This window comes from Pseudomonas putida, from assembly GCF_026625125.1.
Lineage (GTDB): Bacteria > Pseudomonadota > Gammaproteobacteria > Pseudomonadales > Pseudomonadaceae > Aquipseudomonas > Aquipseudomonas putida_X.
In genome coordinates this window covers 1,315,441-1,335,704 of the sequence record NZ_CP113097.1, presented here as the reverse complement: position 1 = coordinate 1,335,704, position 20,264 = coordinate 1,315,441, and the positions used below count along the sequence as shown (strand labels likewise).

The window sequence follows — 20,264 nt, the reverse complement described above, 5'->3', positions numbered from 1 at the left end:
TGATAACATCAATACGATTGCCAGTGACTAAAAGTCTTCTGGTTCAATTTTTTTGATATTTTTGTTCGGTCCGCGCTGAAAAAAACTATATTTATCAATGCCTAATATTCGGAAGTCAGTGAAAAATAAGGCAAAGGGCTGCCAAGAGGCAGCCCTTTTTATTGAGGCAATACAGGCTACCTGAGCTCTTTTCGGCAATTGAGTTTGTTACCTATGGCAGATCAGGAGCTTTGATTAAGCACTCCGCAAGCTCAAACTTGGAAACTTAATCTTAAACCTACCCTCATATATCCCGGCAACCACAGCCAAAGCAAAAAAGCCTAACAAAGAAGTTCAGAAAAGGACTACAGCTTTTGAGTTTGACGGGCTCGTCTGATCGATTTACCTTTCTCCGCGGCGCCTAAGAAACGCCTCACGTAGCGGTCAATCCGCCCCGACAGATGCGGCATTTTTTTGCCTGTGGTTTAATCCTGCGCGCAGAAAACGTGTTATGTCGGGAGCGGACTAATACAAGACCCGCAAGGGGAATACGTCCGGTCCGCTACGTGGGATTTCTTAGCTCCCGACACCCAGCCCTAAGAAAGCTGAAATCACGTAGAGGTAAAGGAAATGCCTATCAGGCCTAGCAATACCGTACCTTCCCCACATGCACCACACCTGCTCGAGTCTTTAAAGATTGCGGAGGCCGGCCATGCCTGACCTTCACACCCCTATCCTCTTCACCCGCCACAACCGCCCCCTCCACTCGCTCTGGCTCGAATCCCAAGCTTGGTTCTGCGCTCACGAACTAGGCCGGCTGAGCGCTCGCTTCTTCGATGAACACTGCATTCGCAAACTCGACCCGGACCAGTACCGCAACGTGCAACTGCTGCGCTATGGGCAGTGTAAAGAGACCATGATGGTCAGCGAATCCGGGGCCTACACCTTATTGGCGCATCATCACATTCCGGAGAATCGCCACCTGCGCTGGTGGCTGACGCATGAGGTGGTGGCGGTTCTGCGCGATGGGCAGGCGGCAGCATTCGAGGATGTGCCGCGACTTGGACAGATGTGTTGGCCAGGCGGGCGTACGGCGACGCTGTTGTATTGGCAAAGTGAGCCCTGGGTTAGGATGCGGGATATGCCGGTAATGATGGCGGGGGAAGCGGCCGGACACTCGCCGATGGCGAAGCGCAAAATGAGCTGGCGCGAGTGCGCTCAGCGGGCATTGCGCATGCATGGCGTCTAAAGAGCTGCTGTGAGCACCACGTAGCGAATGCCGATCAACTCTCTTCATAAAAGCCTCTATAAGCATGCTTAAGCCACTTAAGCATGCTTATAGAGACGTTAAATGCTGAAGTCTTACGGGCTCGCCGCCTACCTCGAGTGCTCTGCCGAATCCAGTGGAAGACGTATGCTCCATGATTCGCCTGCCCGTACACTCGGGTCGGCACTCGGGTTTTCAGTACATATAAGCAGTGCTATAGTCATGCTTACCTTCGATAAAAACGCTTATAGAATATCTTAAAATGCTCGCCTTCCCCTTGATGTGTGCAGACCGGCTAACGAAAATCGGGCTTCTGGTCAAAACCAGACGGCTAGAACGTCGAATGCGTCAGAAAGATCTTGCAGCTCAATCCGGCCTGTCTACCACCACGCTGAGCAAAATCGAAGCAGGTACGCCGACTGTGGAAATGCGCAGCTATATGACCGCACTGTGGCATCTCGGCCTGCTTGACGATGTCTTCAAGGAAATCCCTGAGACCTCCCCCGCGCCCTACACCACCGAGCATCGCGTGCGTCTCAAGCGTATCTCCGAGGATGATTTCTGATGCCTTCACTGTACATTTACATCCAGCAACCTGGATCGCTTGAGATCACCACGCTCGGGCGCCTTACCGTGGAAAAGGGTGTTGGTGAGTTCGTCTACAGCCCTGACTATTACAAGGCAGGGGGCTGGGTGCCTGATCCACTGCACTACCCTCTGCGCGTGGAGCCCTATACCAACATTACCAAGAACGGCGGCCTTCCTGGCTTCATCAGGGATGCCGCGCCGGATGGCTGGGGCGAGCGGCTGGTCATCCGCGAGCATGGCGGCGAGATGGACGCTATCAGTTACCTGCAGAAGTCGCCCAACCATGATCGCGCCGGCAGCCTGATGGTGGGCAGCAGCAAAGTGCCACCTGAAGGCATCGGCCAGGCAGGTCTGGGCACACTCACTCAACTGGATGCGTTCATCCAGTTTGCAGACGGAGTCCAGGGCGGCTTCCCACCTGGCACGGATAGAGCGACCAAGGCTACGTTGCAGCAACGCTCCTCGCTCGGTGGTGCGCGCCCCAAATGTACCTTGGTCGAGGCAGGCAGATTCATCCTGGCCAAACCTCGGGATCGCCACGACAACTACGACATCCCTTCGCTTGAGTATGCGTGCATGGTATTCGCCGCCAACAAAGGCTTGAATGTTGCCAACGTTCGCTTGCACAAAGGGCGGGTCAACACATTGCTGGTCGACCGGTTTGACAGAGCGCCGGCAGCTAACGGCCAATACTCACGCGTTCCGATGCTAAGCGGCTTGACCTTGCTCGACAGCAACTGGCTCGGGCAGGGGGATTGGAAGAAATGGCATTACGGGGTGCTGGTAGACGAAATGAACCGCCGTGGCGTGCCGGAAGCGGACCGCCAGGAGCTGTTCAAGCGGATCTGTTTCAACATTCTTGTCGGTAACGATGATGACCATCCTAAGAATGTGGCAGTGGTGTTTACGAACGACTGCTGGCGATTGTCGCCGATGTATGACGTAGTGCCGACTACCGATGGGGCCCCGCCTTCACGCCTGGCAATGGCTATCGGGAGTTATGGGCATGAAATTTCACGACGAAACCTGTTGAGCCAAGTTGAACACTATGGGCTCTCCCAGGCGCAGGCCATCGAGATAATTGATGAAGTGGTGAGCTGGGCACCGGATCTCGAGGAGCATTATCGTCGCAGCCTCGAAGTGCCGGAGCGGGACCTTGCCATAATGGCCATGGGTGCAAGCAAACTGCTTGAATGACCTGCAAGCACAGCATTCGAGCGTGGACCGGGGGGACAACTGGATAAGGGAGAGGCCTCGCCCACGCCGACAAGGGGCAGAAGTGTGCCCGACATGGAACAAGCCAGTCACGTGGTCGAGGGCGAGGCCGTGGAGGAGTATAAGGCCGGTTGGCGGAGACACCAACCCCATCGAAGCGCTTCAATTCAGGTTTGACTCAATCAGGAGCCGCCAAGCGGCTCCGATGCCTGTCGTCAGGCAGTGACGGCGTTGTCCGCCTGCGCTTGCGGTGCGTCTAGCAGGTTGTGCAGGGTATTGAGGAACAGGTCAAAGCTCATGATCCCGTTACCTACGGTCGACAACAGTGTTTGACCGCTCTCGTCCTTGATAACGACCAACTCTGTCCACTGATTGAGGTCGACATTGGCCAGGCTGCTCAACGCGACCTTACGGCCATCGATGTCGAGCGCGTCGCGGGTGACGGTCAGGGGCTTGGTGGTGACGTTAAAGAAGTCGCCACTGATCCGCTTGCCCCATACCTGTTTGGTGTCGAGATAGTTGAACTGCACTCCGCCACCATTTTGAAGCGTGGCGTATACCGCTGGCAGCCGTTCGTTCAGATGCTGGTCGCGCACCTGTTCGATAAAGGCGAACAGGCCCTTGAGGTGCGGATTGACCCGGCGGAAAGGCTCGCTTGCGTTGCGCCGATAAGCCACGTTGTTGATGAGGCCTGCGAAGGCTGTCTGGCCAGAGGCGAACAGGTACACGTCATTCATCTCGCTGAAAGGCACGTAGTCACGTTCGCTGCCGATGATCTGGCAGATGCCTTTTTCGTAGACCTCGTAACGCGCTTTGCGCAGCTTTATCTGCCACAGGGCCAGCGCGAACATGCTCAGCCCGAGCACAGCCAACAAGGCGACGGTGAAGTAGAAGATGTGCTTGGGTCCGTTGAATTGCAGGTCGCTGGCGATACTTTGGTAGCCGACGAAAACGGCCAAGCCGAAGAAGATGCTGCCCAGGATGAGCATGCTGATGATCAGCGCCTTGCCGTAGCCATAGGTGCCCAGCAGCTTACCGGTGGATGTAGGTGGGGTGGATTGCATGATGGAGCCTCCTTGCGTGTGAAATGACATCATGTCGATGGTGGCAGTAAGACATGTCCTGTTAGCAAAGGTTCATGGGAAAGGGTCTGCTCGGTACGCACGCTTGCAGAGGCGCTCAACAATCTCGCCGGGTCTTGAATTCAACATAACGCGTCTTAACCGCCCTGATCCGGTCCGAATACACAAAATTCCAGGGTTACCGGCCAATCAACGCCCTTCACACCGACTTTAGTCGTAGTATCTCTTTCAAAGCAGGGGGATGCCCGGGCTAGAGCTTCTGTTGATCAAAAATGCCTCTCAGAAAGCTACTACACCAGGCGTGATTGGCCTCGGTAGGCGTTGACATAACCGCCTGCGCTTGCTAAAAAATCGCCATAGTTGTACGACAACACATAACAAAAACAACAATCAGTGGACACTCTCCCCATGTCGACCCCCATCGCGCTACACCCAAGCCTCGCACCGCCCTCCATTGCATCACGCACGGCCACCTAGTGCCGTAAACCCGGTTCACCCTACCCGGCCTTCACCGGCCCGTACCCACCCGCTCCTGCCGCAGGCCGCTTTCGCGTGCCCGGTGGACGGGTTGCCTCACCCTTTTGTGGAGCACAACAATAATGAAAATCTGCCAAACCCTTCCCCTCGCCCTGCTGGGCGCCGGCATGATCGGGAGCTTGCCGGGCACCAGCGTGGCCGCAGGCTTCATCGAGGATTCCAAAGCCACGCTTGGCCTGCGCAACTTCTACATCAACCGCAACTTCACCAACCCCAGCAACCCGCAGAGCAAAGCCGAGGAGTGGACGCAGAGCTTCATCCTCGATGCACGCTCAGGCTTCACCGAGGGGCCGATCGGTTTCGGTGTGGATGTGCTGGGGATGTGGTCGGTGAAGCTCGATGGCGGTGGCGGCACCTATGGCACCGCCCTGCTGCCACGGCATGACGATGGCCGGCCGGCGGATGACTTCGGGCGCCTGGCGGTGGCGGGCAAGGCGCGGATTTCCAAGACTGAGCTGAAGATCGGCGAGTGGATGCCGGTGCTGCCCATTCTGCGTTCCGACGATGGCCGCTCGCTGCCACAGACCTTCCGCGGTGGGCAGATCACGTCCAATGAAATCGCCGGGCTGACGCTGTACGGCGGGCAGTTCCGCGGCAACAGCCCGCGCAACGACGCCAGCATGGACGACATGAGCTACGCCGGCGCCCTGTCGGACCGTTTCAACTTCGTCGGTGGCGAATACAAGTTCAACCAGGACCGCACCCTGGTCGGGCTGTGGAACGCTGTGCTCAAGGACGTCTATGAGCAGCAGTATCTGCAGCTGAGCCACAGCCAGCCGGTGGGCAGCTGGACCTTCGGCGCCAACCTCGGTTACTTCCACGGCGGCGAAGACGGCTCCGAGAAGGCCGGGCAATTGGACAACAAGACGTATTCGGGGATGTTCTCGGCCAAATATGGCGGCAACACGTTCTGGGTGGGCCTGCAGAAAGTCGATGGCGATACCTGGATGCGGGTCAACGGTACCAGCGGCGGGACCTTGGCCAACGACAGCTACAACTCCAGTTTCGACAATGCCAACGAGCGCTCCTGGCAGGTGCGTCATGACTTCAACTTCGTCACCGTTGGCGTGCCGGGGCTGACGCTGATGAACCGCTACATCAGCGGCCAGGACGTGCACACCGCGTCGGTCAGCGACGGCAAGGAGTGGGTGCGGGAAACGGAGCTGGCCTATGTGATCCAGAGCGGGGCTTTCAAGGATCTGAGCGTTAAATGGCGCAACTCCTCGATTCGGCGCGACTACAGCAACAACGAATTCGATGAGAACCGGTTGATCTTCAATTACCCATTGTCGTTGCTGTAAAGGCAGGCACGTGGCGGCCCATCGCGCCGTGGCTCGCGATGGGCCGCAAGGTCACAGAAATAACATTGACAACCCCGGAAGTCACTGCCGATAATCCAGGCAAGTCATACGACAACCTACAACAATTAACAAAAGAGCCGGCCATGACCACTACCCCCCTCAAGCGCCTGCTGCTCACCGGAGCCGCAGGCGGCCTGGGCAAGGTCCTTCGCGAACGCCTGCAAGGCTACGCCGAGGTCCTGCGCCTTTCCGATATCAGCCCGATGGCACCTGCTGCGGGCCCGCATGAAGAGGTCGTGACCTGCGACCTGGCCGACAAGGCCGCCGTCCACGCGCTGGTAGAAGGTGTCGACGCCATCCTCCATTTCGGCGGCGTATCCACCGAACACTCCTTCGAAGACATCCTCGGCCCCAACATCTGCGGTGTGTTCCACGTTTACGAGGCGGCGCGCAAGCATGGGGTCAAGCGCATCATCTTCGCCAGCTCCAACCACACCATCGGTTTCTACCGCCAGGACGAACGCATCGACGCCCACGCCCCGCGCCGGCCCGACAGCTACTACGGGTTGTCCAAGTGCTACGGCGAGGATGTGGCCAGCTTCTACTTCGACCGCTATGGCATCGAGACCGTCAGCATCCGCATTGGCTCCTCCTTCCCCCAGCCACAGAACCTGCGGATGTTGTGCACCTGGCTGAGCTACGACGACCTGGTGCAGCTGATCGAACGCGGGCTGCACACCCCCAATGTGGGCCACACCATCGTCTACGGTGCCTCCGACAACCGCACCGTATGGTGGGACAACCGCTATGCCGCGCACCTGGGCTACGCGCCTAAAGACACCTCCGAGGTGTTTCGCGACGTGGTAGAGGCCCAGCCGGCCCCTGCCGCCGATGACCCGAGCATGGTCTATCAGGGCGGCGCCTTCGCCGTTGCCGGACCGTTCAACTGATACCCAGTGCTTCAGGAGGCCCGGCCATGAACTGCGAACTGATCGTCGACGCCCGCAACGGCACCGGCGAAAGCCCCGTGTGGCACCCCACCGAACAAGCCCTGTACTGGGTCGACATTCCTGCCCGCACGCTGCATCGCTGGCAGCCCGATGGTGCGCACCAGAGCTGGCAAGGCGACGAGATGATCGCCTGCATAGCGCGCACTGAGCAGGGCTGGATCGCCGGCATGGAAAGCGGCATCTTCCAGCTTGAAACCAAGGCCGATGGCAGCCTGGCCAGCCACTTGCTCAGCGCCGTCGACCATGCCCGCAGCGGTATGCGGTTCAACGATGGGCGCTGTGACCGCCAGGGCCGCTTCTGGGCCGGCACCATGCTGATGGACATGCAGCAAGGCGCCACGGTCGGCGCGCTGTACCGGCATGACGGCGAGGGCCGCTTGCACCTGCAGCAGGACGGCATGATCGTGCCCAATGGCCTGGCCTTCAGCCCCGACGGCACGCGCATGTACCTGTCGGACTCGCACCCTGACGTGCAGAAAATCTGGGTGTTCGACTACGACATTGACAGTGGCACACCCCACAACAAGCGGCTGTTCGTCGATATGCATGCCTTCCCCGGCCGCCCGGACGGCGCTGCCATCGACCAGGACGGCTGCTACTGGATTTGCGGCAACGATGCCGGTCAGGTCCATCGGTTCACACCGGATGGCCGCCTGGACCGCTCACTCAACGTGCCGGTCAAAAAGCCAGCGATGTGCGCATTCGGCGGCTCGCACCTGGACACCCTGTTCGTCACCTCGATCCGCCCCACGGGCATCGACCTCGGCGACCAGCCGCTGGCCGGGGGCGTTTTTGCTTTCGAACTCGGCGTCAAAGGCCTGGAGGAACCTGCCTGCCGGGGCTGAACACCCGTACTGCCAACCACACTCGCACGCCCGAAACCAGATAATAAAAACCACGGAGTTTCATCATGACGTTCAAACGCAAGCTGCTTCTTGCTGCACTCCCGTTCGCTTTCAGCCTCTCCCTGCCAGCCCACGCGCTGGACATCAAGTTCGCCGAGATCCACCCGGCCGGTTACCCGACCGTGGTCGCCGAGCAGAACATGGGCAAGAAGATCGAAGCGGCCAGCAATGGCGAGATCACTTTCAAGATGTTCCCTGGCGGCGTCCTCGGCTCGGAAAAGGAAGTCATCGAGCAGGCGCAGATCGGTGCCGTGCAGATGACCCGCGTCAGCCTGGGGATCGTCGGCCCGGTGGTGCCTGACGTGAATGTGTTCAACATGCCGTTCGTGTTCCGCGACCATGACCACATGCGCAAGATCATCGACGGCGATATCGGCCAGGAGATCCTCGACAAGATCACCAATTCCGAATTCAACCTGGTGGCCCTGGCCTGGATGGACGGTGGCTCGCGCAGCATCTACACCAAGAAGCCGGTGCGCAGCCTGGAAGACCTCAAGGGCATGAAGATCCGCGTGCAGGGCAACCCGCTGTTCATCGACATGATGAACGCCATGGGGGGCAACGGCATCGCCATGGATACCGGCGAGATCTTCAGCGCCCTGCAGACCGGGGTGATCGACGGCGCCGAAAACAACCCGCCAACCCTGCTCGAGCACAACCACTATCAGAGCGCCAAGTACTTCACCCTCACTGGCCATCTGATCCTGCCAGAGCCGGTGGTGATGTCCAAGACCACCTGGAACAAGCTCACCCCTGAGCAGCAGGCGCTGGTGAAGAAGGTCGCCCGCGAAGCGCAGATGGAAGAGCGTGCGCTGTGGGATGCCAAGACTGCCGCCAGTGAAGAGAAGCTCAAGGCCGCTGGCGTGGAGTTCATCACCGTCGACAAGAAACCGTTCTTCGACGCTACCGCTTCGGTACGCGAGAAATACGGTGCACCGTACGCCGACCTGATGAAGCGTATCGACGCCGTACAGTAATACCGGCCCCTTTCCAAGTTTGACCTCGGCAGTGCGACGCCCGTCGCCCTGCCGCTTTGGTGATACCTATGAAATCGCTTTTCCTGAGCGTCAACGACACGCTCTACCGCAGCTGTATCTGGGTCGCGGGCCTGTCGATCCTGGCCATGTCGCTGATCATCCCTTGGGGCATCTTCGCCCGCTATGTGCTGGGTACCGGCTCCAGCTGGCCGGAGCCGGTAGCGATCCTGCTGATGGTGGTGTTCACCTTTGTCGGCGCTGCCGCCAGCTACCGGGCCGGCGCGCACATGGCGGTGGGGATGATCACCGACCGTTTGCCACCACTGCAGCGCCAGCTGGTTGCACTGCTGGTTCAGGTGCTGATGATCCTGGTATGCGTGTTCATGACCTACTACGGCGTCAAGCTGTGCATCACCACGTGGAACCAGTCGCTGGCCTCGTTGCCTGGGGTGCGGGTGGGCATGACCTACGCGCCGATCCCCGTCGGTGGCCTGCTGACCCTGGTTTTTGTACTGGAAAAACTCCTGCTGGGCGATCAGAGCAACCGCAAGGTGGTTCGTTACGATCTGGCCGAAGAAAACGAAGGAGCTGCGTAAATGGATGCGTTCATTCTGTTGGGCAGCTTCATCGTGCTCATCCTGATCGGTATGCCGGTGGCCTTCGCTCTGGGCCTGTCGGCGCTGATCGGCGCCTGGTGGATCGACATCCCGCTGCAGGCGATGATGATTCAGATCGCCAGTGGGGTTAACAAGTTTTCGCTGCTCGCCATTCCGTTCTTCGTACTGGCTGGCGCAATCATGGCCGAAGGTGGCATGTCACGGCGTTTGGTGGCCTTCGCCGGCGTGCTGGTGGGCTTCGTACGGGGCGGTTTGTCGCTGGTCAATATCATGGCCTCGACCTTCTTCGGCGCCATTTCCGGCTCGTCGGTGGCGGACACCGCATCGGTAGGCTCGGTCCTGATCCCCGAGATGGAGCGCAAGGGCTACCCGCGTGAGTTCTCCACGGCGGTGACCGTCAGCGGCTCGGTGCAGGCATTGCTCACCCCACCCAGCCACAACTCGGTGCTGTACTCGCTGGCGGCGGGCGGCACGGTGTCGATTGGCTCGCTGTTCATTGCGGGGATCATGCCGGGCTTGCTGCTGAGCGCGGTGATGATGGGCCTGTGCCTGATGTTCGCCAAGAAGCGCAACTACCCCAAAGGCGAGGTGATCCCGCTGCGCCAAGCGCTGAAGATCGCCGGCGAAGCACTGTGGGGGCTGATGGCGATGGTGATCATCCTCGGCGGTATTCTCTCGGGTGTGTTCACCGCCACCGAATCAGCGGCCGTGGCAGTGGTCTGGTCGTTCTTCGTGACCATGTTCATCTACCGTGACTACAAATGGCGCGACCTGCCCAAGCTGATGCACCGTACGGTGCGGACCATCTCGATCGTGATGATCCTGATCGGCTTTGCCGCCAGCTTCGGCTACGTGATGACGCTGATGCAGATCCCGTCGAAGATCACCACCGTGTTCCTGACCCTGTCAGACAACCGCTATGTGATCCTGATGTGCATCAACTTCATGTTGTTGCTGCTGGGCACGGTGATGGACATGGCGCCGCTGATTCTGATCCTGACGCCGATCCTGCTGCCGGTCATCACCGGCATAGGTGTGGACCCGGTGCACTTCGGCATGATCATGCTGGTGAACCTGGGCATTGGGTTGATCACACCACCGGTCGGTGCGGTGCTGTTCGTCGGCTCGGCCATCGGCAAGGTGAGTATCGAATCGACGGTGAAGGCGCTGCTGCCGTTCTACATCGCGCTGTTCCTGGTGCTGATCGCGGTCACCTACATCCCGGCCATCTCGCTGTGGCTGCCGAGCGTCGTGCTGTAACCGACCTCATCCGGGGCCGCTGTGCGGCCCATCGCCGGCATGCCGGCTCCCAGGTACAGCGCCGATCTGATGGATCATGCGAAACCTGTGGGCGCTGGCGTGCCGGCGATGGGCTGCGCAGTAGCCCATGGACACTCCTGCAAATGGACCCTGCACATGGCTGTCGCTGTTTCTACCTCGCTTTTCCCACGCAAGCTGGCGGTCGCGCTACTGGCGCTGCTGGCCTGCTCGTTCGCCGGCAACCACATTGCCGCACGCATCGCCTTCGATGACGACACCGGCGTTCTGTTGGCCATCCTCTGTCGTTCCGGCATCACCTTCCTGGTGCTGGCCAGCCTGGTGCTATGGCAGCGCCAGCCACTGAGCCTGCCGGCTGGCACGCGGCATTGGCAACTGCTGTTGGGCCTGCTGATCGCCACCCAGAGCCTGTGCCTGTACTCGGCCGTGGCGCGCATCCCGGTTGCCTTGGCGCTGCTGGTAGGCAATACCTTCCCGATGCTGCTGGCGCTGCTGACCTGGGCGCTGGGCGGCGCTCGCCCGACCGGGCGCACCGTGCTGTTCATGGGGCTGATCCTGTGTGGCCTGGTGCTGGCGCTGGATGTACCTGGGCGCCTGAGCAATGAGGGTGAGGCCAACCCGCACTGGCTCCTGGGCGTGGGCCTTTCGTTCTGCGCCGCCTGCGTGTTCGCCTGCGCGTTGTGGATCACTGACCACAAACTGGCGGCGGTTCGCGGCCCGGTGCGTAGCTTGCTGACCCTGTTGATCGTGTTCGCCAGCATGCTGGTGGCCGGTGCCAGCGGGGTGATGCCATCCGGGTTGTCGCTGCCGGCCAGCGCCAGCGGCTGGGCAGCGTTGGCCAGCCTGGTGGTGCTGTATGGCGTGGCCTTCACCTTGCTATTCGTCTGCGTGCCACGGCTGAACATGGCGCAGAACGCGCCGGTGATGAATATCGAGCCCATCGCTACACTCCTGCTGGGTTGGGCTTTGCTGGATCAACGCCTGGGCACCTGGCAATTGATCGGCGCCGCCGTGGTGGTGTGCGGCATCGTGCTGCTGACCTACCGCCGGGCCAACTGACCCGCTTTGTGAAAGGAGCCGCTGATGGCTGTCACCGAACTGCAGCTGCAAGACCGCCTGACCCGCCTGACCCTGGCGCCCGAGCTGGGCGCCAGCCTGGTCAACTGGGAAGTGAAGGCGACCGGGCAGGCGCTGCTGCGTCATACCGACCCGGCGACGCTGGCCAGCGGTACACCGCGGCAGTTGGCGTGCTACCCCTTGGCGCCGTGGTCCAACCGCATCGGCGAAGGTGGTTTTGCAAGACCCGAAGGTTGGCTGGCCCTGGCGCCCAACACCCCACACGATCCGTATCCGATTCATGGCACTGCCTGGCAGCAGGCCTGGCAGGTGGCTCACCACACTGAGCGAAGTGCAAGGTTGACCCTTCAGAGCAGCGTGCCGTTCGCCTACCGGGCGGTACTGGATGTGCATGTGCATGAAGGCTGCCTGAGGCTTGACCTGCATGTGACGCATCTGGATGAGCCCGCTACCTGGTACGGGCTGGGCTTGCATCCTTACTTCCCGCGCTACCCAGACACCCGGCTGCGGGCAGCGGCGCAGCATGTGTGGCTGGCCGAAGAGGGGCGGTTGCCGTCGTACAAGGCAGCAGTGCCTGAAGCGTGGCGCTTCGATGCGCCGGCCGGCCTGCCGAGCACCGTGGTCGACCATGCCTTCGGCGGCTGGGCCGGGCACTGCGTGATCGAACAACCCGCGGCCGGTTATCGCCTGGCATGCAGCGCCAACGGCGCCGAGCATTTCTTGCTGTTCTGCCCCCAGGACAAACCGTTCTTCTGCTTTGAGCCGGTGAGCCATCCAATCAATGCCCATCACCTGCCGGGGCAACCGGGGCTGCGTTTGTTGCAGCAGGGTGAAGAAATGAGCCTGGGGTTCAGCCTGGAGTACCAGGCGATCCAGACGGTTGTCAGCGAGCAAGCTGAGCCGGGTGGCCCGAAAGCAGGATGACGTCAGTCCAGCCCTTGGGCCCGCAGCTCATGCGCCAGCATGTCGACGAACGCGCGCACCTTGGCCGAACCGTGCTTGCTTTCGCGGTGCAGCACATGGATCGGCCATGGGGCTTCTTCATAGTCGGCAAGGATCACCTGTAACTGCCCGCTGGCGATCTCGTCCACCACCTGATAGGACAGCAACCGGGCAATCCCCAGCCCACCCACCGCCGCGGCAATCGCACCGTCGTTGCTGGTCACGGTGAGCCTGGGTTGGATGCGCACCAGGGTCGGTTCGTCCGTCACGCCGAAGCGCCAGCCCGCGCGCGGTGACAGGTTGGTGGTGGCGATCACCGCATGCGCCGGCAAGTCCGAAGGGTGCTGCGGCAAGCCATGGCGCAGCAGGTATTCAGGCGAGGCGCAGAGCATGCGCCTGACCCTGCCCACGCGCAGGGCCTTGAGGCCGGAGTCAGGCAGCGGACCGATACGCACGGCAACGTCCATGCCCTCCTCGACCATGTTGACGATGCGGTCGAGGAAGTAGGCAGAGACGTTGACCTCGGGGTACTGCTGCAGATAACGCACGATGCTCGGCATGACGAATTTCTTGCCGAAAAGGATGGGCGCAGTGACCGCCAGCTCGCCTTTGGGCGTGGCGTTGATGCCGGCGGCGGCCTCGTTGGCCTCAAGGATGCTGGCAAGGATATGGCGGGTGTCCTCCAGATAGCGGCCACCCGCCTGGGTCAGGCGCACGCTGCGCGTGGTGCGTAGCAACAGTTTGACGCCGAGCATGTCCTCGAGCGCACTGACCGCGCGGGTTACGGCAGCGGGCGAGATATCCAGACGGCGGGCGGCGGCTGCGAAGCTTTCCAGCTCGCCTACCGCAACGAACACCTTCATCAGGTGAATCTGGTCCATGTCAGCTCCTGGGGACGGGTGTCGAGTGATTATCAGCCATCTGCAGGCGGCATCAAATGTCCAGTACCAACGCTTGCCCACCCTCCTGCGTTTTGCCCGGTACCGCGCAACAGATCAGCACTGTCCCCGCGTCCGGCATCTGCGCAGGCGGGTTCGGGTAATGCACCTGGCCGCTCACCACCTTGGTCTTGCAGGTGCCGCACGAACCGCCCCGGCAGCTGAAGTCCGGGGACAGCCCTCGGGCCTCGGCAAGTTCCAGCAAGGTACCACCGCCCGGCGCCCAGCGCGCCTCCTTGGCCGAGCTGGCGAAGTACACCGGCACCGGCTCGCTGGCAGCCGGTGGCTGCTGCAATGTCGGCTGGTTGTCATCGGTATGACGCTTCAGGGTCGACGGGCCGAAGGCTTCTGCATGGATGCGCTTGTCGGGTACATGAATGGCGCGCAGCCCTTCGTACAGCTCCTGGGTAAAACTGGCGGGCCCACACAGGTAGAAGTCGTAGTCATCCAGCGCCAGCTTCGCTTTGACCTGCTCGATCGCCAGGCGCCCGGCATGGTCGTAGTCGCGTCCTGGTAGTGCATCGTCCTCGGGCTGGCTAAGGAAACGATGCACACTCAACAGGCCGCCTGCCTGCTCGCCCAACGCCGCCAGTTCCTGCTGAAATGGCAAGTCGGCGAGGCGGCGGGCACTGTGGAACAGGTGGATTCGCCGCGCCTGCTGCCGGGCCAGCTGCTCGCGCAACATGGCGATCAGCGGGGTAATGCCCACGCCTGCCCCCATCAGCACGATGGGCCTTGCGCTGTCGCCATCCAAGGTGAAACTGCCCATGGGCAGCCGCACGCCGAGCAGATCGCCCACGCCGACCTGTTCGTGCAGATACCGCGAAGCCGCCCCCTGGGCCTTCACGCTGATGCGCAGGTAGCCGTCCGATGGCGCGCACGACAGGCTGTAGGTGCGAATCAACGGCGTCTCGCCTCCCAAGGCCAGGCGCACCGGAATGTGCTGCCCTGGGGCGAACGTTACCGGCCTATCTGGGGCGAGGTAGAACGAGCGGATGTCTCGGCTTTCCTGCTCCACCCGCTGCACACGCCAGGCCAGCCATTGGCGCTGCCGTTCGCGCTGCTGCAGGCGCTGCTCGGCCTCGGCCCAGGTGCCGGTCATCAGGCTGGTAGGTGCGTACTCCTGGAAGGCCCAGCGCAATGACACGCCAGCCCGGCGCAGCACGATCTGTTCGACCTGAAGCGTCCATAGCCGCTCGGCGCCTTCGAAGTCTTTGATCAGTGGGCTGTCGAGCACAATAGTGGTGCGGCCAGTCAGTTGCAGGACATCACCGTTGCTGAAATCGACGAACAACAACCCTGCCTGCGGATTTTCCAACAGGTTGCCGAGGGTATTGAAGTGCAGGTTGCCGGCATAGTCGGGGATGGTCAGGCGGTTGCCATCGACCTTGACGAACCCGGCCCGGCCGCCGCGGTGCGAGACGTCCACCGCGCGGTGGCCGTCTGGGTGGTCTATGTAGCTGGCCACGAAAAAGGTGTCGGCCTGCTCGATCATGGTCACCGCATGGGCATCCAGCACGCTTGAATCCAGCCGCCCCTGCGCCGGCTCATCGACACGCGTGTAAGCACGCATCTGGATGTACTGGGGGCAATTGCCGAAAGCATGCTCCACCGCCACCGCCAGCCGCCCATCGTTCCCTTGCTGGACAAGGCCGTTGATGCGATTGCGGCGGCGGCTGTGCAGCTCGATGCCCAGCAGGCCGACAGCACCACCTGGGCCCAGGCCTGGCGCTGCCGGGTCGTCACTGGCGAGCTGGGTGTCGATCAGCAACTGCCGAGGGTCGGGCGAGCTGACGAAGCCTTCGGGGCCTTCAAGCAGCGTCGCCCAGGGTTTACCGTGGGCGTCCACGGCACCTGCAACCAGAAACGGCAATTGCCGGTAGAAGTCGCGGTGCTGGTCGGGCATGTAGTCACGAATGACCTTCCGCCCGAACACCTCCATACGTTCCGCCACACCGGCCTGTTCCTGCAGCCGTTTCTCGCCAGCGTGCCAAGGGGAAGTACGAGGGTCTGGTAGTGCTTGCATGGCGGCGTTCCTCGGTAGGGTAGCGGCTCAGGCGCTGGCTTGCAGGCCCACGGCGGTACGTGGCATGGCAACGAAGCCAGGCAGCGCTTCGACACGCGCCAGCCAGGCACGCACGTTGGGGTACGGGTCCAGCGAGACATTGCCTTCGGGGGCATGGGCGATGTACGAATAGTTGGCGACGTCGGCGATGGTTGGCTCGCTGCCCACCAGGTACGGCGTCTTGGCCAGCTCGGCATCCATCACCTTGAGCAAGCTGTGGGCACGGCCGATGACTTCGTCGGTGTTGAACGAGGCGCCGAACACCGTGACCAGGCGAGCAGCAGCAGGGCCGAAAGCAACGGGCCCGGCAGCAACCGACAGCCAGCGCTGCACGCGGGCAGCGGCAAGCGGATCTTGGGGCAGCCACTGGCCACGTTTGTCATAAGTACCCGCGAGGTAGACGAGGATGGCGTTGGAGTCGGCGATGACAGTACCGTTGTCATCGATAACAGGCACTTGGCCGAACGGGTTGATGGCGAGAAATTCCGGCTGCTTGTGCGCCCCTTTGGCCAGGTCTACGAAGACCAGTTCGGTGGGCAGGTTCAGCAGTGACAGCATCAGCTCGATGCGGTGGGCATGGCCGGATTTGGGGAAGTTGTAGAGTTTGATCATGGTCTGCGCTCCAGGCGTGGCACCGGGGTGGTGCTGCTGGAACACATGCTGCGCTGATTCGGCGGGCAGCAGAATCAGCGCGCAGAGGAGATCATAATTTCGCCAGGCGAAATAATGACCCTGGGCAGATCAATGTCGTTGCTGCTTCTGATACCGATACAAGCCCTTGGCTGCAGCGACCACGTGGGGCACACAAGCCTGAAGCTCATCGAAGCTCATGGTATCAAGCAGCTCGAAGTTATCTTCCAGCCCGTGCAGCGAAATGGCCTTGAGCAGTTGATCCTGCTCTGGCGGAAGCTCGCCCCATTGCGCGACCTGGGTAGCGCGCATGTAGCCAAAGCACCACTCCTCCATGATGATCGCTGGCCCTTCCTCGCCTTCACTTTCTTCGAACACCGGCTCGAAGCCGTCGACATTCTCCGCAAGCTGTTCCGCCACCTGGTGGGCATAGCGCAGCATCAGTGCCGTGTAGGCTTCTTCATGGGCAGGCTTCTTGAACTTCGGCACCTTGCCACCGGCGACCGCAGGTAACCACTGCTCGGGGTTGACCCGACCCGGCGAGCTGGCCAGGCCGGTGAAAAAGCCGTTGAGCTCGGCAAGGTTGAGTACCGAATAGTCGTTACCGTAGGTGATCAGCAGGTCTTCAAGGCGGTTGAGCTCTTTTTCGCTGAGGGGAGGAAGCATGGGGGCACATCCTGAAAAGCCAAAGTGTGTGCACCCTATCACAGCGGCGGGGCAAGGGCTGCGGGCAGTTCCCCTAATGGGGTAGCCAGGTGCACAGCGACGACTGTTGCCCCGAGCCGAGTAGCAACCACAACAATATTCGACACTTGCGCGGACACAGCTGCCCGGCCATATGTACGCCCTTGGACTGCAAGTCGATCTCTGCCCCCGCAAAGCCATAGGTCGACCGAGCGGTGGTACCACTTCCGGTGCGGGTAGCGACAATCACTGGCAGATTCGGCGCGAGCTCACCCAGCACATCGGACCAGGCGCTGGAAACGTGCCCAGCACCGAAACCAGCTATTACCAGCCCCTCGAACCCAAAGGCCGCCACAGCCTGCAGCAAGGCGGTATCTGCATCGAGGCAGGCCTCCAGCAGTGCAACCCGATGTTCAACGCGTTCGGGCAGCGGTAGCACGGCGCGCGGGCAAGGCATTTGACGATAAACCGCCATGCCTTCTACCAGCTCTCCAACGGCACCACTGCCAGGCGACTCGAACGCCGCCATCGCCAGGCTGGCTGTCTTGCGAACCCTCGTTGCGCAGTGGATCTGATCGTTGATCACCACCAGCGCACCTCGTCCCCTACTCTCCTGAGCCAGTGCTACCTGCGCCGCCGCCAGCAGATTGGCCGGCCCATCGCTCCCCGGCTGGCTGGCCGAGCGCATTGCACCGGTGAGCACCAGCGGCGCATCGTAAGGCCAGAGCAGGTCGAAGAAGTACGCCGTCTCCTCCAGCGTGTCGGTTCCCTGAGTCAGTATCACTGCCTGTGAGCCAGCTTCGATTTCAACACGGGCCCAGGCCAGCACCTCAAGAAGCATCACGAAACTCAGGGAGGCGCTAGGGACAAGGCACAGCGTGGCAACTTCAAGCTGCGCCATCTCACGTAATTGGGGTAGCAAGGCCAATTGCTTCTCACAATCGAGACTCGGCGTCACTCCCCGCCCAGGAGCATCGGCCTGCATGCTGACCGTTCCTCCCAGGCTGGCAATCGACAAGCGAGGCAAATTTTCAACTTCCGTCATATGCCAACTCCCGTAACAAGACCGACCAGCGGCACGATAGCGACTGTACTGATGGCCATGGACAGAACATTGCCGATGTAGCCATGCATATAGCTCGGTAATCGCTGGCTGATGGCCACAGCCAACGGCGGTGCGATCAGTGCGCCCGACACTGCACTGAGCATGACCACCTGCCAGCTACCGCCATGGGTCAGTATCGCGGCAGGAACGATGGACACGATGGGGATATAAGTGGGATACCAGCCACGTGCTTGCCATTGACGCCGCCAGATCACAACACCAATCAACGAAGACAACCCCTGCCCGGCCAACAGTTGAACAACCAGTTGCGAGCCATAGGCGGGGGCAGCGGGCGCTAGCATGTAGGCGGCCAGCACCCCCAGCAAGAGCCCCAGACTGGCCAGTTCATTTCCGAAGAATGGGCCTTCGCTAAAATCGGCCAGCACTCGCCGGAGTGACCAGAGCACTCCATAGTCCGGATTTGGCGCAACGGCCTGCAACGTCGCGGGCCTGCGGCCGCCCTTGACCAACGAAGGAAAACGCCTGCACAGCATGAAAGCCATCACGCTTGCTACAGCCATCCCGCTGACAGTGCCGATCACGGGAGGTAACTGCAGGGGGTAGCAGAGGTAATTGACCAGCAACAGGCTGGCTGGTGCTACCAGCAGTGCACCCAGGACCGCACCAGTGACCGTTACCTGCCAGCCGCCACCAAACAGCAGCACCATGGCAGCCGGCAGCGAGACGAAGGCGACGAATGTGGGTTGCCAGGCGCCACTGGCCAGGGTCCAGCCCCACATGGTATGACTGAGCAGCAGCCCTAGCAGCGAGCTGGTGACAACCCAGGGCCACAAACCGCTGCCATAACAGACGGCGAAGCCCTGGCACCGGTAGCCTCGGATATAGGCCCAATGCGCCAGGCAAGCGCCGAGCAGCAAGCCGAGAGCGGGTAGTTCATGCTTGTAGAAAGTGACTTCGCTGATGTCTGCGACTATCCAGCGCAGGCGGCTTAGTGGCTGATCAAGGGTCGCAGTCCACTGTGCATAATCGGGCCATTGACCCAGTACCACACTGGCAGTCAGCAATGCTGTCAGGCCGGCAAGCATCAACGCAGGAAGCAATTGCTGGGAAGAAATGAACTTAACCTTCATTACCATCTCCTCAGCGTGGCATGGGTGCATGCATGCGGTAGCCGAGCGTGGCGTCGTAAAGATCTGTCCGCCGGTCTCGTGGCAAATCGTTGAGGCTGTTCCAGATTGGCGCCGAACGGGCCGCGCTGAGATCGACATCGGCATAGAGGATGGTTTCGTGATCTGCACTGGCCATTTCGCCGATAGGCCACCCATTGGTCCCAGCGATCAGCGAACAGCCCAGAAAACGGCCTCCCCGCTCGCTACCGATTCGATTGGCGGCGGCGATATAAACATTGTTGACGTGTGCTGCGGTCATGGTGAGGTAAGAAGCCATGCAACGGCCGGCAACATCGAACAGCGGTGGTGGCGTCCATACCCAGTTGTTCAGGCTGCAGAGGATGTCGGCGCCTTGGGCCGCCATCAAGCGGGGGACCTCGGGAAACCAGATATCCCAACAGATCAACAAACCTATACGCCCGATGGGCGTTTCGAAAACAGGGAAACCCAAGTCGCCGGGGGTGAACCACAGCTTTTCCTGATTCCACAGGTGAGCCTTGCGGTAATGCCCAAGCATCCCTCCTGGCCCGAACAGTACTGCACTGTCATAGAGTTTCAGACCATCGCGTTCCGCGAAGCCTGCGGCCAGATAAACCTGTTGCTCCTGAGCAAAGTCCGCCCACGCCTGGAGGCTGGGCCCGTCCTGTAGCGTCTGGGCATGAGCATAGGCTTCGGCACGCGACTGAAAGGTATAACCGGTGTCTGCCAGTTCAGGCAGCACAATCAGGCCGGCGCCTTCACGGGCCGCTCGACGGGCCAGCGCCAACCCGCGTTTCAGGTTGGCATTGCGATTTTCTAGGCCGACCTGAGGGTCGAACTGAATGACGGCAACTTTTACCGGGCTTATCGGGAGGCATTGTTCGGACATGGCGGCTTCCTTTTATGGTTGTTGTGGAAGAGCGCCAGTAAAGCGGGGCCAGGCTGGGGAGCGACAGTC

At 61.0% G+C, this 20,264-nt stretch carries 19 protein-coding genes; 11 read left to right on the top strand and 8 right to left on the bottom strand.

Translation table 11 applies throughout. The annotated features are described in order from the left end of the window. The first annotated feature begins 691 nt into the window (after window positions 1-691). The 3 genes from OSW16_RS06125 to OSW16_RS06115 all read left to right on the top strand — a co-directional run bounded on the left by OSW16_RS06125 (window position 692) and on the right by OSW16_RS06115 (window position 3,031). A complete protein-coding gene (locus tag OSW16_RS06125) occupies window positions 692-1,228 on the top strand; it encodes a Bro-N domain-containing protein (RefSeq protein WP_267821537.1) in 537 nt (178 codons plus the stop codon). Window positions 1,229-1,589: 361 nt separating this feature from the next. After that, a complete protein-coding gene (locus OSW16_RS06120) occupies window positions 1,590-1,811 on the top strand; it encodes a helix-turn-helix domain-containing protein (protein WP_372490412.1) in 222 nt (73 codons plus the stop codon). Further along, complete coding sequence (locus OSW16_RS06115; RefSeq protein WP_267821535.1) at window positions 1,811-3,031, top strand: type II toxin-antitoxin system HipA family toxin; 1,221 nt, start codon at window positions 1,811-1,813, stop codon at window positions 3,029-3,031. Before OSW16_RS06120 ends, OSW16_RS06115 begins: the two co-directional genes overlap by 1 nt. Window positions 3,032-3,264: 233 nt before the next feature. Here OSW16_RS06115 and OSW16_RS06110 read toward each other — a convergent pair whose 3' ends face one another. Further along, window positions 3,265-4,113 carry a hypothetical protein gene (locus OSW16_RS06110; protein WP_267821533.1) on the bottom strand — a complete coding sequence of 283 codons (849 nt, stop codon included), beginning with the start codon at window positions 4,111-4,113 and terminating at the stop codon, window positions 3,265-3,267. A gap of 617 nt (window positions 4,114-4,730) precedes the next feature. Between OSW16_RS06110 and OSW16_RS06105 the strand changes: the two genes are divergently transcribed. The 8 genes from OSW16_RS06105 (at window position 4,731) to OSW16_RS06070 (ending at window position 12,757) form a co-directional block, all read left to right on the top strand. Next, entirely contained in the window at window positions 4,731-5,969 is a 1,239-nt protein-coding gene (locus tag OSW16_RS06105; RefSeq protein WP_267821531.1) for an OprD family porin, read from the top strand. Between the two features lie 143 nt (window positions 5,970-6,112). Beyond that, on the top strand, window positions 6,113-6,919 hold the full coding sequence (locus OSW16_RS06100) for an NAD-dependent epimerase/dehydratase family protein (protein WP_267821528.1): 807 nt from the start codon (window positions 6,113-6,115) through the stop codon (window positions 6,917-6,919). Between the two features lie 26 nt (window positions 6,920-6,945). Then, window positions 6,946-7,824, top strand: coding sequence for a glucurono-1,5-lactonase (locus OSW16_RS06095; RefSeq protein ID WP_267821526.1), 879 nt, complete (start codon window positions 6,946-6,948; stop codon window positions 7,822-7,824). Window positions 7,825-7,889: 65 nt separating this feature from the next. Continuing rightward, window positions 7,890-8,861: a TRAP transporter substrate-binding protein gene (locus OSW16_RS06090; RefSeq protein ID WP_267821524.1), complete on the top strand. Its 972-nt coding sequence runs from the start codon at window positions 7,890-7,892 to the stop codon at window positions 8,859-8,861. Window positions 8,862-8,929: 68 nt separating this feature from the next. After that, window positions 8,930-9,457 carry a TRAP transporter small permease gene (locus OSW16_RS06085; RefSeq protein WP_241802720.1) on the top strand — a complete coding sequence of 176 codons (528 nt, stop codon included), beginning with the start codon at window positions 8,930-8,932 and terminating at the stop codon, window positions 9,455-9,457. Then, window positions 9,458-10,738, top strand: a complete 1,281-nt coding sequence (locus tag OSW16_RS06080; RefSeq protein WP_267821522.1) for a TRAP transporter large permease — start codon at window positions 9,458-9,460, stop codon at window positions 10,736-10,738. Between the two features lie 156 nt (window positions 10,739-10,894). Continuing rightward, window positions 10,895-11,815, top strand: a complete 921-nt coding sequence (locus OSW16_RS06075; protein ID WP_241802718.1) for an EamA family transporter — start codon at window positions 10,895-10,897, stop codon at window positions 11,813-11,815. Window positions 11,816-11,839: 24 nt separating this feature from the next. Continuing rightward, window positions 11,840-12,757, top strand: a complete 918-nt coding sequence (locus OSW16_RS06070; RefSeq protein WP_267821517.1) for an aldose 1-epimerase — start codon at window positions 11,840-11,842, stop codon at window positions 12,755-12,757. Between the two features lie 2 nt (window positions 12,758-12,759). Here OSW16_RS06070 and OSW16_RS06065 read toward each other — a convergent pair whose 3' ends face one another. The 7 genes from OSW16_RS06065 to OSW16_RS06035 form a co-directional block, all read right to left on the bottom strand. Then, a complete protein-coding gene (locus OSW16_RS06065) occupies window positions 12,760-13,656 on the bottom strand; it encodes a LysR family transcriptional regulator (protein WP_267821515.1) in 897 nt (298 codons plus the stop codon). Between the two features lie 52 nt (window positions 13,657-13,708). Next, window positions 13,709-15,739 (bottom strand): pyridoxamine 5'-phosphate oxidase family protein, encoded by a 2,031-nt coding sequence (locus tag OSW16_RS06060; RefSeq protein WP_267821513.1) that lies wholly within the window; start codon window positions 15,737-15,739, stop codon window positions 13,709-13,711. Between the two features lie 27 nt (window positions 15,740-15,766). Beyond that, window positions 15,767-16,390: a glutathione S-transferase family protein gene (locus OSW16_RS06055; RefSeq protein WP_267821511.1), complete on the bottom strand. Its 624-nt coding sequence runs from the start codon at window positions 16,388-16,390 to the stop codon at window positions 15,767-15,769. 129 nt (window positions 16,391-16,519) lie between these two features. Beyond that, entirely contained in the window at window positions 16,520-17,074 is a 555-nt protein-coding gene (locus OSW16_RS06050) for a UPF0149 family protein (protein ID WP_267821509.1), read from the bottom strand. A 73-nt stretch (window positions 17,075-17,147) separates the two neighbouring features. Further along, on the bottom strand, window positions 17,148-18,137 hold the full coding sequence (locus tag OSW16_RS06045) for an asparaginase (protein ID WP_267821507.1): 990 nt from the start codon (window positions 18,135-18,137) through the stop codon (window positions 17,148-17,150). Then, a complete protein-coding gene (locus OSW16_RS06040; RefSeq protein WP_418942033.1) occupies window positions 18,134-19,288 on the bottom strand; it encodes a hypothetical protein in 1,155 nt (384 codons plus the stop codon). Before OSW16_RS06040 ends, OSW16_RS06045 begins: the two co-directional genes overlap by 4 nt. Before the next feature lie 10 nt (window positions 19,289-19,298). Then, window positions 19,299-20,195, bottom strand: a complete 897-nt coding sequence (locus OSW16_RS06035; RefSeq protein ID WP_267821504.1) for a nitrilase family protein — start codon at window positions 20,193-20,195, stop codon at window positions 19,299-19,301. Window positions 20,196-20,264: the final 69 nt, after the last annotated feature.